Annotated in this window: 13 protein-coding genes; 6 read left to right on the forward strand and 7 right to left on the reverse strand. The window is 61.3% G+C overall.

The features are described from left to right. Positions 1 to 105: 105 nt before the first annotated feature. Positions 106 to 1,416, reverse strand: a complete 1,311-nt coding sequence (tyrS, locus tag GSF27_RS07795; protein WP_160967620.1) for a tyrosine--tRNA ligase — start codon at positions 1,414 to 1,416, stop codon at positions 106 to 108. 208 nt (positions 1,417 to 1,624) lie between these two features. On the opposite strand from tyrS, the gene GSF27_RS07800 reads away from it, so the two are divergent. Both GSF27_RS07800 and GSF27_RS07805 read left to right on the forward strand, forming a co-directional pair. Next, on the forward strand, positions 1,625 to 3,001 hold the full coding sequence (locus GSF27_RS07800) for a peptidoglycan DD-metalloendopeptidase family protein (RefSeq protein ID WP_160967622.1): 1,377 nt from the start codon (positions 1,625 to 1,627) through the stop codon (positions 2,999 to 3,001). Further along, positions 2,998 to 4,095 (forward strand): anhydro-N-acetylmuramic acid kinase, encoded by a 1,098-nt coding sequence (locus GSF27_RS07805; protein ID WP_160967624.1) that lies wholly within the window; start codon positions 2,998 to 3,000, stop codon positions 4,093 to 4,095. The genes GSF27_RS07800 and GSF27_RS07805 overlap by 4 nt, the downstream gene beginning before the upstream one ends. A 119-nt stretch (positions 4,096 to 4,214) precedes the next feature. Here the strand turns inward: GSF27_RS07805 and erpA are convergent, their stop codons facing one another. The 4 genes from erpA to argC all read right to left on the reverse strand — a co-directional run bounded on the left by erpA (position 4,215) and on the right by argC (position 6,924). Beyond that, entirely contained in the window at positions 4,215 to 4,568 is a 354-nt protein-coding gene (gene erpA, locus GSF27_RS07810) for an iron-sulfur cluster insertion protein ErpA (protein ID WP_160967626.1), read from the reverse strand. A gap of 90 nt (positions 4,569 to 4,658) precedes the next feature. Continuing rightward, the gene (locus tag GSF27_RS07815) at positions 4,659 to 5,081 is read right to left on the reverse strand and encodes a polymer-forming cytoskeletal protein (protein WP_160967628.1); all 423 of its coding nucleotides are present in this window, start codon (positions 5,079 to 5,081) and stop codon (positions 4,659 to 4,661) included. 29 nt (positions 5,082 to 5,110) lie between these two features. Further along, on the reverse strand, positions 5,111 to 5,851 hold the full coding sequence (locus GSF27_RS07820; RefSeq protein ID WP_160967630.1) for a DUF6776 family protein: 741 nt from the start codon (positions 5,849 to 5,851) through the stop codon (positions 5,111 to 5,113). A 26-nt stretch (positions 5,852 to 5,877) separates the two neighbouring features. Beyond that, positions 5,878 to 6,924 carry an N-acetyl-gamma-glutamyl-phosphate reductase gene (argC, locus tag GSF27_RS07825; protein ID WP_160967632.1) on the reverse strand — a complete coding sequence of 349 codons (1,047 nt, stop codon included), beginning with the start codon at positions 6,922 to 6,924 and terminating at the stop codon, positions 5,878 to 5,880. A gap of 233 nt (positions 6,925 to 7,157) precedes the next feature. Between argC and GSF27_RS07830 the strand changes: the two genes are divergently transcribed. From GSF27_RS07830 to hemL, 4 genes are all read left to right on the forward strand, one after another. Continuing rightward, the gene (locus GSF27_RS07830) at positions 7,158 to 8,933 is read left to right on the forward strand and encodes a chloride channel protein (protein WP_160967634.1); all 1,776 of its coding nucleotides are present in this window, start codon (positions 7,158 to 7,160) and stop codon (positions 8,931 to 8,933) included. Between the two features lie 49 nt (positions 8,934 to 8,982). Continuing rightward, positions 8,983 to 9,411, forward strand: coding sequence for a protoporphyrinogen oxidase HemJ (gene hemJ, locus GSF27_RS07835; protein ID WP_304627208.1), 429 nt, complete (start codon positions 8,983 to 8,985; stop codon positions 9,409 to 9,411). A gap of 95 nt (positions 9,412 to 9,506) precedes the next feature. Continuing rightward, positions 9,507 to 10,334 carry a hydroxymethylpyrimidine/phosphomethylpyrimidine kinase gene (locus GSF27_RS07840; RefSeq protein ID WP_160967636.1) on the forward strand — a complete coding sequence of 276 codons (828 nt, stop codon included), beginning with the start codon at positions 9,507 to 9,509 and terminating at the stop codon, positions 10,332 to 10,334. A gap of 92 nt (positions 10,335 to 10,426) precedes the next feature. Continuing rightward, on the forward strand, positions 10,427 to 11,707 hold the full coding sequence (gene hemL / locus GSF27_RS07845) for a glutamate-1-semialdehyde 2,1-aminomutase (RefSeq protein WP_160967638.1): 1,281 nt from the start codon (positions 10,427 to 10,429) through the stop codon (positions 11,705 to 11,707). 79 nt (positions 11,708 to 11,786) lie between these two features. Here the strand turns inward: hemL and GSF27_RS07850 are convergent, their stop codons facing one another. Next, complete coding sequence (locus GSF27_RS07850; RefSeq protein WP_160967640.1) at positions 11,787 to 12,146, reverse strand: PilZ domain-containing protein; 360 nt, start codon at positions 12,144 to 12,146, stop codon at positions 11,787 to 11,789. Next, positions 12,143 to 14,551, reverse strand: a complete 2,409-nt coding sequence (locus tag GSF27_RS07855) for a DUF1631 family protein (protein ID WP_160967642.1) — start codon at positions 14,549 to 14,551, stop codon at positions 12,143 to 12,145. The genes GSF27_RS07850 and GSF27_RS07855 overlap by 4 nt, the downstream gene beginning before the upstream one ends. Positions 14,552 to 14,648: the final 97 nt, after the last annotated feature.

Consider the following 14,648-nt stretch of genomic DNA (forward strand, 5'->3'; position numbering starts at 1 on the left):
AGGAGGCGCGCATTATACGCAGCCTTTCGGACTGCGCAAGAGGCTTTTGTAAACTTTTTACAAAATTTTGCGAGCACCTGCGCCAGCGCCCGCACACCCCAGTTATTACTGAGCGGACAATACGAAAAGGTGGTTCTTTTTCTTGCCCAGCTTGACCAGGAAATAGCGGCCGTAGAGCGCAGCAGTCGGGGCAAAGCAGCGGGCAGCTTCCATATTGTCAGCCATCCCCCGCGCCTCACCATTAATAAGCACCGCATTGCGGGTCAGGGCATCCTTGGCTTCGCGGGCCGCTTTCACCATACCGGCATCTGCCAACAGTGTGGTCAGGGGTTTCTCGGCAAAATCGGCGGGCAGCTCACTACTGGGCAGACCGTCCTGCGCCAACTGCGCCAGGTCCGACTCACCCAGATCCTGCAGCGAGCCACTGAACATGGCGTCGGTGATACGCTCTGCCGCCGCCAGGCCCTCCGGCCCGTGCACCATAAGAGTCGCCTCCCGGGCAAGAATGGACTGCGCCTGCGGGCGTCCCTCTGCGGCAGCGTCAGCAGCCTCAATAGCCTCAATGTCAGCGACCGGCAGGAAGGTGAAGTACCGCAGGAACTTGTAGACATCCGCATCCGCAGTGTTAAGCCAGAACTGGTAGAAGCTGTAGGGGGAAGTCTTGGCCGGGTCCAGCCATACGGCACCGGATTCGGTCTTGCCGAACTTGGTGCCGTCGGCCTTGGTCACCAGAGGCACGGTCAGACCGAAGGCCTGGGCCTGATTCTGGCGCCGGGACAGATCGATACCACCGACAATATTGCCCCACTGATCACTGCCGCCCACCTGCAGGGTGCAGCCGTAACGTCGATTGAGCTCGGCGAAGTCCAGGCCCTGCAACAACGCGTAGGAGAACTCGGTAAAGGAAATACCCGCCCCTTCCCGCTGCAGGCGCTGCTGCACGGACTCTTTATTGATCATGTTATTCACGGAGAAGTGCTTGCCCACGTCACGCAGGAAATCCAGCACATTCATGGAGCCGATCCACTCGAGGTTGTTTACCACGCGGGCCGGATTGTCCACCCCCTCAAATTTAATGAACTGGCTGACCTGGCCACGAATCTTGTCCGCCCAGCCCGCCACCACGTCCGGGGTATTCAGCTGACGCTCCGCCGCCTTGAAGCTCGGGTCGCCAATCAGGCCGGTAGCCCCACCCACCAGGGCGATCGGGTGATGGCCCGCGTCCTGGCAGCGCTTCAATACCAGCAGCGGCACCAGGTGACCGAGGTGCAGGCTGTCAGCGGTAGGGTCAAAACCACAATAGAGGACGCGCGGACCTTCACTCAGGTGAGCATTCAACTCCTCTTCGGAAGTCATTTGCGCAATCAGGCCCCGGGCCCGCAACTCTTCGATCAGACTGCTGGTTGCTGCGGTCATAGCTCTCTATCCTGTAGAATCAGGCCCCGCAGGGGGCTCGGCTGAAAAATAAACGCGCACAATACCGAATCCCCCATCAAAAACAAGCGCGAAGGACCGCCCTGCAAACCGCAACAGCGGTATTTTTAGGGAATCATTTCTGTTATAAACCCTCCAAGCGTTCCCGATAACACCACAGGTCTTCGCGAGTGCCGGAACCAGCAGCTGTATGACACCCAATAAAAAGACTCAACCACCCAAACGAAGCACGCTGCTGATACGCAGTTTTCCCCGCCGCCACCTGCGCATTGCCATTGCGTTGCTGGCCTGTCTCGGCGTCACCATGATGCTGATTCCCAGTGGGCCACCGGTGACCAAGCGGCACCAGGAAAAGCTGACGCTCAACCTCAAACCCTCTTCCCTCAAGCCCGGCTTGCAAGAGCTGCTGGACAAGCCCGTGGAACCGGTGACCGAGGATATCGTACCCCCCATAAGCTGGCATAAAGAGGAGGTGCGCAGCGGCGACAGCCTGTCCCTGATCTTCCAGCGAGCCGGTCTCAGCGACCGGGCCCTGTGGGAGTTCATGTCCGGCAATCCGGAATCCTCCATCCTGAAACGCATCCACCCCGGACACGAGCTGCAGTTCCATATCGCCGACGGGCAACTGCAGGGGTTGCAGTATCGACGCAACCGGCTGGAGAGCGAACTGTTTACCCGCGCCGACGCCACTCACTTCAACCACGAAACCAAAATCCGCCAGCCGGACGTCCACCGCGCCTACCGCCAGGCCAGTATTGACGACTCCCTTTTCCTGGCCGGCCAGCGGGCGGGGATGGACGCTGACCTGATCATGGAACTGGCCAATATCTTTGGCTGGGATATCGACTTCGGCCTCGATATCCGCAAGGGCGACCAGTTTATGGTGCTCTATGAAGAGCAGTTCCTGGATGGCGAAAAGATCGGCAACGGCGCCGTGCTGGCAGCCGAGTTTATCAACCAGAACCATCGCTTCCGCGCCGTGCGCTACGAGGATCCCCGGGGGCAGGTACACTACTTCACCCCTGACGGTAAGAGCATGCGCAAGGCATTCCTGCGCGCACCTCTGGACTTCCGCCGTATCAGCTCCAATTTCAACCCGAAACGACTGCACCCGGTATTCAAGACCGTCAAACCCCACCGTGGCACCGACTACGCCGCTTCCCGGGGCACCCCTGTGTGGGCTGCAGGTGACGGCAAGGTGATCGCCTCCTCCTTTACCAAGGCCAACGGTAACTACGTGGTGATCCAGCACGGCAACAATATCCAGACCAAGTACCTGCACCTGCACAAGCGCACCGTCAAGAACGGCCAGCGGGTCAAGCAACGCCAGCAGATTGGCACAGTGGGCAATACCGGCTACTCCACCGCGCCGCACCTGCACTACGAATTCCTGCTCAACGGTGTGCACCGTAACCCGCGCACCATCCTCGACAAGCTGCCCAAAGCACAGTCGGTGCCCGACTCGGAGATGGAGTACTTCCGCAACCAGACCCAGCCCATCCTGGCTTCGCTGGACCAACACCGCGAGCAAACCCTGCTGGCCAGCAGCGGACGCGCCACCCAATGAGCTACTACATCGGCCTGATGTCAGGCACCAGCGCCGATGGTATTGATGCCACCCTGATCAGCCTTGATGAAACGGGCATTAACACCAGGGCACACCTGGAATTGCCATATGAAGAGCCAGTCCGGCAACAGATACTGAGCCTTTGCCAACCGGGCGACAACGAAATTGACCGCCTGGGGGAATTGGACCGGCAGCTGGGCGAAGCCTTTGCCGGCGCCGTGCAACAGCTGCTCGCCCAATGTGGACTCTCCGCCAGTGACATCACTGCCATCGGCAGCCACGGCCAGACCGTACGTCACCGGCCGGGCTATACCTCTCCCTTTACCCTGCAAATTGCCGACCCCAACCTTATCGCCGAGCGCAGCGGGATTACTGTGGTTGCCGACTTCCGCCGCCGCGATATGGCCGCGGGTGGCCAGGGGGCGCCGCTGGCACCAGCCTTTCACCGGGCCGCCTTTCACTCGGCTACCGAGAGGCGGGTTATCGCCAACATTGGTGGCATGGCCAATATCACCGACCTCACCCGCGACGACCCGGTGACCGGCTTTGACAGCGGGCCGGGCAATGCCCTGATGGACACCTGGGCCAGCCAGCACCTGGGGCGCAGTTACGATGAGGATGGGCGCTGGGCGGCCAGCGGTACGGTGAACAAAGCATTACTGGAGCAGTGGCTGCGGCATCCGTTTTTTGCGGCACCGTTTCCCAAAAGTACCGGGAGGGAGGATTTTGACCGTCCCTGGCTGGAAGGGACACTGAAGGACTACAAAGACATTCCGCCGGAGAATGTACAGGCCAGCCTTATGGAGCTGACCAGCCATACTCTGCTGCGGGCCATCGCAGCGACGACAACTGTCTACGACGCCCTCTACATCTGTGGCGGCGGCGCCTGCAATCTCGCGCTGATGAATCGGCTGCAGCAGCTGTCCGGCAAGCCCTGTCACTCCACGGCAAAGCTGGGCATAGCACCGCAACAGGTAGAAGGCGCGGCGTTCGCCTGGCTGGCTCACCAGACCCTCAACCGGCAGCCTGGCAACCTGCCATCGGTGACCGGTGCCAGTGGCAGTCGCATTCTGGGGGCGATTTACCCCGCCTGATAAAACGTCCGGACAGCCAGAGACCAGTTCCGGAGAGTGCCGGCACACCTGGTTCAACAGAAGGGTAAGCCAGCCTGGCAGGTGCAGACTGGGGAAAGCTCAGAAAAAGACCGTCTCACTCAGACGGCAAAAGAGGCCCCGCAACCGCAGGTTGAACTGGCGTTGGGATTCTGGATCACAAACCGGGAGCCCTGCAGCCCCTCCTGGTAATCCACTTCGGAACCGGCGATGTAGGGATAGCTCATGGAATCCACCAGCACGGTGATGCCACCCCTCTCGATCACCGCGTCGTCGTCCGCCACCAGCTCATCGAAAGTGAAGCCATACTGGAAACCGGAACAGCCGCCGCCGGTGACAAACACCCGCAACTTCAGCTCCTCGTTGGCCTCTTCCTCAATCAGGGATTTCACTTTGGCCACCGCGTTATCGGTGACCAGGACAGCTTGTGGGGTAAAAATTTCTGCGGTACTCATGCTCGCTCCCGTAACTACAACCGCTGCAGGCCACTCTCTTCAAGAAGCCCTGCAGCTGGACGGCATTATCCCGTTACCCCACTAATTTAGTCAAGTATTGCCGATGGCGCTGACGTTGCTGTCATCGCTGGCGGAAGGGGCTTCTGGCTTGGGCAGGGCCTTGCGCTGGGTGGCATCACTGAACACCAGGCTGCCATTCACCTGGGCACCCTTGACCATCTCGATCATGCAGTAGTGAACATCGCCCTCAACAATGGCCTTGGCAGCCAACTCAACATGCTTGGAGGAGTGCACGTCACCCCGCACCGAGCCATTGATAACAATAGTCGGGGCGTTGATATCACCTTCCACCATGCCATTTTCCATCACCCGTACACGGGCTTCGGAACCTTCTTCCGCGAAAATGTTGCCGCGTACGCGGCCCTCAATTTCCAGGCTGCCCTTGAAGTGGATATCACCCACCAGCTCGGTTGCACCGGAAATCAGCGTAGTACCACCAGCGGCGTACGCCATGGATTTATCTTTTTTGCCAAACACGTGACTTAACTCTCCTGCACCAGCCAGCCAAATTTCTTCTCAACCACCACCGCGTCTGCGCCGGTGGAACTGGCAACCAACTCAATTCTCTCAGGCTCGAAGTTACCCGGCAGCACCAGGCGTCCTTCGATGGTCTGAAAATACTTAAACCGTAGCCGAATCTCTTCTGCATCCACATTGTCTGACACATCTTTCAACGGAAGCGTGACCAACCGCTCACCCTGACGCCCGACAATGGAGAAGCGCAGGCTCCCTTTCAGCAAGACGTGACGCGTGGCCAGCTGTTGCACCACCACCTTATACTCAAACTGCCGGGGCGACCCGGTGGAGATCACGTTGACGGAGCCTATGGTCAGGCCACGCTGGTTGCCGCTGGGGGCCATCAGCCCGCGATAGAAACTGATATCTTCCTGCAGGGCAGCAATCTCGCTCTTGAGGGCGATCACCTCCTCCCGCACCCCTTCGCTGGCCTGCCGGTCAACGGTGGAGCCCAGTTTCAGGTTGGCCACCTCCTGGCGCAGGTCGTCCACCTCGGTCTGACGCTCACGCAGCTCCACCCGCAAGCGGTCGCGCTCAGCCGTGGCCTCCTGCTGCAACGACTGCCCCAGAAACAGGCCGCCGCCAAAGGCGCCGGCAATGGCCGCGGCCACCAGCAGGGTCAGGATGGCAATGACGGTAACCCGCACCCACGGCCGGTACTTCACCACCTTGAGACTGTACTGCTTGCTGCCTTTTACTGAGCTCATCAGATCCTTTCCGACTCCAAACCTTGTTAAGGCATCAACGCGACCTGATTGAGGCCCGCCGTCTCGTCAAAACCAAACATGAGGTTCATATTCTGAATTGCCTGGCCAGAGGAGCCCCGGGTGAGATTATCGATCACCGACAGCACCACCACCTTACCTCTCTGTTGCGGCTCCAGAACCGCCAAACGGCAGACATTGGAGCCTTTCACGCTGCGGGTCTCCGGATGGCTGCCAGCTGGCATCACGTCCACAAACGGTTCGTTGGCAAAGCGCTCTTCAAACAGCGCCTGCAGATCTCCCGCCTCACCTTTAAGGTTGGCGTAGAGGGTGGCGTGGATACCGCGCACCATGGGCACCAGATGAGGAACGAACGTCACCTGGGCAGGGGCACTCCCCGCCGGCTGCACATCATTCAGGGTCTGCTCAATTTCCGGCAGATGGCGGTGACCGGCTGCGCCATACGCCTTGAAGCTCTCGCCGGTTTCCGCCAGCAACATAGGCACTTTGGCCTGTCGCCCGGCACCACTGGAGCCGGAAGCCGCACTGGCGATCAGGTCACCCGCATCCACCAAACCCTGTTCCAGCAAGGGTAAAAAGCCCAGCTCAATGGCAGTGGGATAGCAGCCGGGGCAAGCCACCAGTTGCGCACCGGCAATCACCTCACGGTTGATTTCCGGCAGCCCGTACACAGCCTTTGGCAGCAACTCTGGGCAGCTGTGGGGCTGGTCATACCACTGCGACCAGAGGGCCGCATCACGGATACGGAAATCGGCGGACAGGTCCACTACCCGCACCCCGCGATTGATTAGTTCCGGCATCATGGCCTGGGCCACGCCGTGAGGCGTGGCGAAGAATACCAGGTCGCAGGCCGAGAGCTCGGCCACATCCGGCACGCTGAACTGCAGGTCAAAAAAGCCACGCAGACTGGGATAGAGATCCGCCACCGGCAGCCCCTCTTCGGCACGGGAGGTAATCACCTTCACCTCGGCATGGGGATGGTTGGCCAACAGGCGCAGCAACTCCACCCCTGTGTAACCGGTTCCGCCGACGATACCAATCTGAATTTTACTCACTGCAGCTAACCTCTCCGCACCCGCCGGGTGCCCTGTACAAACACTGTCTGAATTCGTCCACCCGAGTTTGCCCGCCAGTCACTTTGACGCCAGAATAGCAGCCAACCCCTATACCGAATGCCGATATAGACAGGACTGCCCGAGCCGGCCAAACACCGGACCCAGGTGAAAACGCCCTAGTGTATATCAATGTTTGTTATAAGCAATGCACCCTCTACCCGTAGCCCTGGTTAATGAACGATCCTTCACCCGCACCCGTGCCACCCCCCAAACCCGGCTTTCAGCATCAGCTGCAGGTGCGCATGGATCGGCTGCAACACCGCCTGGCCCACCTCGACGCGCTGCCACAGCTGACGCTGCTGGGGCTGCTCAGTGGCATTGCCGCGGCAGGGCTGATCGTCGCCTTTCGTCTCAGTATAGAGCTACCCCTGCAAAGCCTGCTGGCCGGCGGGGCGGACGACTTTGAATCCCTGCCACAGCACTGGCACTTTCTGTTGCCTTTCGCTGGCGCAGTGATCCTGGGGCTGATGTTGCAATGGCTGCCACCAGCGAGCCGCCAGGTGAGCATCGGCCATGTACTGGAACGACTGCATAATCATCAGGGCCGGCTGCCCGCCAGCAACTGGGTAGTACAGTTCTTCGGTGGTATTCTGGCACTGATCAGCGGCCAGTCCGTGGGCCGCGAAGGGCCGGCGGTGCACCTGGGTGCCGGCGCGGCCAGTCAACTGGGACAGTGGCTGCGACTGCCCAACAACTGCCAGCGAACCCTGGTGGGCTGCGGCGTCGCCTCCGCCATCGCCGCCTCCTTCAACACCCCCATGGCCGGGGTCATCTTCTCCATGGAAGTGATCCTGATGGAGTACACGGTGGCGGGATTTATTCCGGTGATGCTGGCCTCTGTCACCGGCGCCCTGATCGGGCAGCTGGTGTTTGGCAGCGACCCCGCCTTCAGCGTGGGCGCGCTGCAGTTAAACGTCCTGTGGGAACTGCCACTGATCGCCCTGGCGGGCCTGGTGGTAGCCGTGTTTGCGGCGGCGTTTATCAAGCTGCAACTGCTGGTCAATCGCCGGCTGACACTGCCGGTGTGGCTGAAGGTATCCCTGGCCGGCGCCATTACCGGAGCACTGGCGCTGCAGTACCCGCAAATCCTGGGTGTGGGCTACGACACGATTGGCCAGGCCATGCACGGGCAACTCGCGGTGGAACTGTTGGTGGGCATCCTGCTGGCCAAACTGCTGGCAACCGCCATCAGTGGCGGTGTCGGCATCCCGGGTGGCTGCATCGGCCCCATGCTGTTTCTCGGCGCGACACTGGGCGGAGCGATCGGCTGGTTCATCGGCACAGTCACCCCGGACGCAGGCCCCAACCCCGCCTTCTATGTGCTGCTGGGCATGACCGCCATGATGGCCGCGGTGATCAACGCGCCGCTGGCGGCCCTGATCTCGGTATTTGAACTGACCCAGAACCCCAGCACCATCTTCCCCGCCATGCTGATGATCGTCGTCGCCGTTCTCACCACGCGGCAACTGTTCCGCTGTGAGGGGCTGTTTGTCGCCCAGCTGGAGGCCAACGGTTACTCCCTCAAGAGTGGCCCCATGCGGCGGGTGCTCGACCGCATCGGTGTACGCAGCGTGATGGAGACCCGCTTCCAGCGCAGCAATCACCGCCAGACCGTGACCCAGCTGCAGCAGCGCCTCAACCAGCAACCCAGGTGGCTGGTGGTGGACGAGCCGGAACGGGAGCGCTATCTGGTGGCGGCGGCGGATATATCCGCCTACCTGAACAGTGAGGAGCGCGCGGGGGATGAGAGCATCAACCTGCTGGAGATTCCCGGGCGCCGCTGGCTGCTGAAGCCCATAGACCACCAGGCCAGCCTGTTCGAAGCCCAGCAGCAACTGCAGCAACTGAAGGCCGATGCCCTTTGCGTGGAGCGGCGGGCCACCCCCTGGCTGTCACCGGTGATTGGCATTGTCACCCAGCAACACATCGACGATCACTATCAGGTATGATGGCCAGCGCCGGGACAAAGCCCTACCCACTGCCTAGGAACCCCCTCTCATGCTGATGCTCTGGCTGAAAGCCTTTCACATTATTTTCATGGTGTGCTGGTTCGCGGGTATTTTTTACCTGCCGCGCCTGTTTGTGAATCACGCCATGGTGGAAGACACTGCCATCCGCGCACAGCTGCTGCTGATGGAGCGTAAGCTCTACCGTTTCATCACGCCGTTTATGTTTCTCACCATCGGCTTCGGCATCGCTCTGGCCAGTCTCAACTGGGCCTACTACAGTGGCGCCATCTGGTTTCACATCAAGGTGTCGCTGGTCGCGCTGCTGGTGATCTATCACTTCTACTGTGGCCGCTGTATCCGCCTGCTGGAGAGCGACCCGGAGAGCCGCAGCCATGTCTTCTACCGCGTATTCAATGAACTGCCGGTACTGATTCTGTTTGCCGCGGTGCTGCTGGCGGTACTGAAACCCGGGGCCTGAAACCAGAGACCTGAAAACAATCCCCCCGCTGACCGGGACAAGCGCCGGGCCTGTGTTAGACTCGAAAGAGGCATCGCTCCAGCGAGGGTAACAGCATGACCGAATTCGGGACCGCTACACCGGTAGTACTCAGCCTCTCCAGTCACGACCCATCCGGCGCCTCCGGTATCCAGGCGGATATTGAATGCGCCGCCAGCCTCGGCTGCCACGCCACCTCGGTCATCACCGCCCTCTGCAGCAAGAACAGCCGCCACACCCACAACATCTCCCCCCTGCCCGCCGCCCTGCTGATCGAACAGACCCGCTCCCTGCTGGAAGACATGCCGGTGCAGGCAATCCGTATCGGCTTTGTCGGCAGTGTGGAGAATGCCGAAGCTATCCACTCCATCCTGCGGGACTATCCGCAACTGCCGGTGGTACTGGACCCCGCCACCAGCATCTGCAACGGTGAGCTGGCTGACGCTGACGCCATTGTCAATGCCACCGAAAACCTGCTGATGCCACTGGCCACCGTAGTCACCCCGGACATGGGCGAGGCCCAGGAGATCTCCCCGCAGAGCGACACCCCGGAAGCCTGCGCCCACCAGATACTGGAGAGCGGCTGCCACTACCTGCTGATCAGCGGAGCCCGCCGTACCCAGGACACAGTGGAGAATCATCTCTACAACGGCCGCGGCCTGCTGCGTAAATACCAGTGGCAGCGGCTGCCAATGCAATCCCACGGCAATGGCGCCACCCTGGCCGCCAGCATTGCCTGCTATCTGGCCCATGGACTGCTGCCGGAAGAGGCCATCTCCCAGGGGCAGAACTTCACCTGGCAGGCGCTGGCCCACAGCCGCCGGCTGGGTATGGGGCACCACCTGCCCAACCGCTTCTTCTGGGCCAACGGCCACCTCAGCCAGTCCGGCAGCGGCCACGCCTGAGGCCCTGAACTCGCAATCCGCCAACGCCTCGGGGATAATGCCGCCTCTGCGATTTCGTCCGTTCCGTTTTCTTGTCCCGTTAAGGAAGTGCCATGAGCCGCTCTGCCGAACTGTTCCAACAAGCCCAGCAACACATTCCCGGAGGCGTTAACTCGCCGGTGCGCGCCTTCAAGGCTGTCGGCGGAACGCCGGTCTTTTTCGAGAAGGCAGAGGGCGCCTACCTGTTTGACGCCGACGGCAAACGCTATGTGGATTACGTGCTCTCCTGGGGTCCGGCCATTCTCGGCCACGCCCACCCCGAGGTTATTGACGCGGTGATTGAGAAGGCGCGCCTGGGACTGAGCTTTGGCGCCCCCACCGCCATCGAAACCACCCTCGCCGATCGCCTGTGCGAGATCATGCCGGGCATGGACCTGGTGCGTTTCGTCAACTCCGGTACCGAAGCCACCATGAGCGCCATCCGCCTGGCCCGTGGCTACACCAGTCGCGACAAGATCATCAAGTTTGAGGGCTGCTATCACGGCCACTCCGACTCACTGCTGGTGAAAGCCGGTTCCGGCGCCCTTACCCTCGGCGTCCCCAGCTCTCCCGGCGTGCCGGCAGCACTGGCGGACCACACCATCACCCTCACCTACAACGACATTGCCGGTGTCGAGCAGGCGTTTGCCGAAGTGGGTGAGCAGGTAGCCTGTGTGATTGTGGAGCCGGTGGCCGGCAACATGAACTGCGTGCCGCCGATCCCCGGCTTTCTGGAGTGCCTGCGCGCCCAGTGCGACCAGTTCGGTGCGGTGCTGATTATCGACGAAGTGATGACCGGCTTCCGCGTCAGCCCTACCGGCGCCCAGGGCCACTATGGCGTCGAGGCGGACCTCACCACCCTGGGCAAGGTGATGGGTGGCGGCATGCCGGTAGGCGCCTTTGGCGGCAAGCGGGAGATCATGTCCCACATCGCTCCCCTTGGCCCGGTGTATCAGGCCGGCACCCTGTCCGGTAACCCGGTGGCCATGGCGGCGGGGCTGAAAACCCTGGAGCTGATCTCCGCCGACGGTTTCTACCCGCAGCTGTTCGCCCGTACCGACCGCCTGGTGCAGGGACTGCGTGACGTAGCTGCTAAACACGGCATCCCCTTCACCACCAACCACGTGGGCAGCATGTTCGGCTTCTTCTTTACCGAAGAGCCACAGATCACCAACTACCAGCAGGTCATGGCCTGTGACATTGAGCGCTTCAACCGCTTCTTCCACGGCATGCTGGATGAAGGTGTCTACCTGGCCCCCGCCTCCTATGAAGCGGGCTTCCTCTCCATTGCCCACACCGATGCCGATATCGACTTCACCCTGGCGGCGGCGGACAAGGTGATGGCCGCCTTCTGATGCCCGCCTTGCGGCCACACGCCGATACAAAAAAGCCCGCTGTCAGCGGGCTTTTTTGTATCGGCGTGCGCAGGTCTGGTCAGGGCCGTGCCATCATGTCTATCAGGGCTTCCAGTTGACTCTCCGCCAACTCCGACAGGTCGATGATATGAAACCCCGACCAGTGGGAAGTGGAGCCTTCATCGCAACGGGTCCAGAGACAATCCACGCCCAGGTGGAGGGTATCCAGTCCTTCCAGCGGCTCCGGCAGGTGCAAATCCAGCTGGTACAGGTGATCCACCTGCAGAGGCTGCTCCCCCATCAGCATCAAGCCCTCCCTGTGAATATCCACCAGCCGCCCCAATCGCAGGTTGCGATTGCAGTCGGACACCACCACCGGCACGTTCAGGCGGTGACGCTGCAGCCGGCGCTGCTCGGTGTGTGGCTGCTGTTCACTCATACGGCGGTCTCCGAGCGCAACTCTTCGGCGCGGGCATTGAGGCTCTGGAGGATGTTCTCCAGGGCGCGTTCAAAGAAGGGTTTGGAACTGCCGGCAATGACCTTGGCGGAGCGTGACAGCATGGCCCGGGCCAGCTCCAGCCCCGACATCATGGCAACCTTCTTGCCCATCTGGTCCACCAGCATGTAGTGCATGGTCTTGGAGTTGTACCAGGCCACCTTGAGGCGCTTGCCGCCTTCAAATTCAAACCAGGTACCAAACTCGATCATCTTCAGGTGCTCAACCATGCGCTGCTCTTCCGGCGTCGCACTCTCCTGCTCACCGGGGGACTGTCCGGCCTTGAGCGCGGCCATCTCTTCCAGCTTGCTGCGTGCGGGTTCGGAAGCAGGCTCCACGGCCCGGCTCTGCAGAGCCATTTTCTGCAGCGAGAAGAGCGCCTCCAGCAGCTTCTTGCCCTTGGCCTGCTCGTAACCGATGGTTTCAAAACCGGACTCGAGCGTATCCAGCAAACTGTTCTGCATCTCCAGCTGGCGGGTTTTGTCGGCATTGGTTTGCTTCGGCTCAATGGTCCACAGCACCTCATCTATGACCCGCACCGCCCGCAACCAGCTCTCGGATTCCTCACCGTAACGCAGCAGTAAAAAGGCCAGGTAATCGGACCAGGGCTGCAACAGCATCAGCAATACGGCGGAGGGCAGTTCGCGGCCATCGGTGCGTTTGCGCACCTCCTGATTGACCCGCAGCTTCACCTCCCGCAGTTTCTCCTCTCCCTGCACCTTCTCCATGGCGCGCCGCTCCATCAACTCCTGGCGACGGGAGATCTTCTTGGTATAGCCGCTGAAATCCAGCAGCAGTTCGGCGAACAGGCGTGTGTCGTTGGTGAACTCTTCCAGCACCCGGTTGACGATACTTTTGATCTTGTCGTAAATGTCGTACTGGCTGCTGCCGTCGTTGCCGACCCACTTCACCGCCGCTTCCGCCATGTTGTTCAGCAGCAGACGCGCCGGGTGACCGGTCTTCTCGAAGAAATTCTTGTCGATAAACGCCACTTTGAGGAAAGGCGTGTGCAGGTAACTGAGCAGCGCCTTGATGGCGTCGGGCAGGTTTTCGTCCGACAGCATGTACTCAAACAGCAAGCCCACCAGGTCAATGGTGTGCATATCGTTCTCATCGATGCTGCCATCCTCGACCGCCGCCTGCAGGTGCCCCAGCAATTGCTCGTTAACCTCGGCGATGCTCTGCGGCTCCAGGTTGCCCGGCTGCGCCACCGCCAGGTGCTGGCCAGTGACCGCCAGCGCCTGGGTCTGGATGCTCTGTAACGCGGTGACCAGCTGCTCGTTGGAGTAGATCACGGCCGAGCGGCCACCCGGCAGGGCTGCGCCGCCTTGCGGCGCCATCGCGGGCTGTACGCCCTCCCCTGCCGCCGATGGCACAGCGGCACCGGCAGTACCCGCCACACCGCCGGCACCCGCTGGGCCGGAGCGTGTCAGTACACCGCCCAGATGGCTCTGCAGACTGCGGATGGCTGCCAGCAGGTGCCCCTGATACTGCTCACTGGGCAGGGAGCTGTCAGGCATCGGCACACCGCTGGCGACCACCTCTCCGGCCGCCGGGGCAGCGGCCGCTGCGGGAGTAGCTGTGGCAGCGCCAGGGGAGGCCGGTTCGGCTGCCGCCATCTCTTCCACTTCCGGCACCGGCGGCGGTGACAGGTTCACCGGCCGATAGCGCAGGTTGGCCAGCAACCCCTGCTTCTGCAGGTAATCGTTAACCCCCTCATACACTTCATTCAGTGAAGGGATGAAACTGCGATCGAACTCCTTGTAGGCGAGTATACGGGTGCCCAGCCTGAGACTGGTGCGGGCGAGCCCCTTGCGCAATGACTCGCAGTACTGGATCGGCCCCGCAGGATTGCCGCGATCCTGTACCCGCTCACCACGATTGAGCAGAGCAAGGCGCTGATTCATGGCCCAGAGTGGCTCGGAATACTGGTTTTCGGCACGGTGGGTGATGGAGCTGATGGCGATGGTCTCTTCCAGATCATCATTTTCCACCAGCGCCAGCATGTCATCCTGGTACTTCTCTTCGCCGGTGGTGGTGCGCAGTTCGCCGCGCTTGAACTTTACAAACCCCTCGCCGAGATAGCCGAGGAAGTAGTGCCGCAACTCTGCTCTCTGTTCGCGCAACAGCCGCAGCTGCTCCGCCAGTTCCACCTGCTCCTTGTTACTGCGCGCCGCGTCTACCCGCTCCTGCAAGGTGGCCTGCAACTGCTCGACAAAGGTATCAAAGTGGGGCTGCGCCTGCTGCAGCAGCAGTGCCTGACAGGCTTTCAGATGCCGGATCACCAGCTCGTCGGTCAGGCTGGCTCCACCGGAGTGGCTTTCGGAAGGGGTATCTGCGCTGCTCATAGTATCCGGTTCTTATTGGTTGCTTCCTTGATCACACCAGGCGGTCGGCCGAGCCAGGCCCGCCGGTGACCAACGCGACAGGGCGAGGGACACGCCG

The sequence above is a fragment of the Pseudomaricurvus sp. HS19 genome, from assembly GCF_009857815.1.
GTDB lineage: Bacteria > Pseudomonadota > Gammaproteobacteria > Pseudomonadales > Cellvibrionaceae > Pseudomaricurvus.

What these genes read in the sequence shown, in the direction of transcription:
- GSF27_RS07855 (WP_160967642.1), bottom strand. Translation starts at nt 14,551, where the DNA reads ATGAGCAGCGCAGATACCCCTTCCGAAAGCCACTCCGGTGGAGCCAGC.
- erpA (WP_160967626.1), bottom strand. Translation starts at nt 4,568, where the DNA reads ATGAGTACCGCAGAAATTTTTACCCCACAAGCTGTCCTGGTCACCGAT.
- tyrS (WP_160967620.1), bottom strand. Translation starts at nt 1,416, where the DNA reads ATGACCGCAGCAACCAGCAGTCTGATCGAAGAGTTGCGGGCCCGGGGC.
- GSF27_RS07830 (WP_160967634.1), top strand. Translation starts at nt 7,158, where the DNA reads ATGAACGATCCTTCACCCGCACCCGTGCCACCCCCCAAACCCGGCTTT.
- GSF27_RS07820 (WP_160967630.1), bottom strand. Translation starts at nt 5,851, where the DNA reads ATGAGCTCAGTAAAAGGCAGCAAGCAGTACAGTCTCAAGGTGGTGAAG.
- GSF27_RS07800 (WP_160967622.1), top strand. Translation starts at nt 1,625, where the DNA reads ATGACACCCAATAAAAAGACTCAACCACCCAAACGAAGCACGCTGCTG.
- GSF27_RS07850 (WP_160967640.1), bottom strand. Translation starts at nt 12,146, where the DNA reads ATGAGTGAACAGCAGCCACACACCGAGCAGCGCCGGCTGCAGCGTCAC.
- GSF27_RS07815 (WP_160967628.1), bottom strand. Translation starts at nt 5,081, where the DNA reads ATGGCGTACGCCGCTGGTGGTACTACGCTGATTTCCGGTGCAACCGAG.
- hemL (WP_160967638.1), top strand. Translation starts at nt 10,427, where the DNA reads ATGAGCCGCTCTGCCGAACTGTTCCAACAAGCCCAGCAACACATTCCC.
- hemJ (WP_304627208.1), top strand. Translation starts at nt 8,983, where the DNA reads ATGCTGATGCTCTGGCTGAAAGCCTTTCACATTATTTTCATGGTGTGC.
- GSF27_RS07840 (WP_160967636.1), top strand. Translation starts at nt 9,507, where the DNA reads ATGACCGAATTCGGGACCGCTACACCGGTAGTACTCAGCCTCTCCAGT.
- GSF27_RS07805 (WP_160967624.1), top strand. Translation starts at nt 2,998, where the DNA reads ATGAGCTACTACATCGGCCTGATGTCAGGCACCAGCGCCGATGGTATT.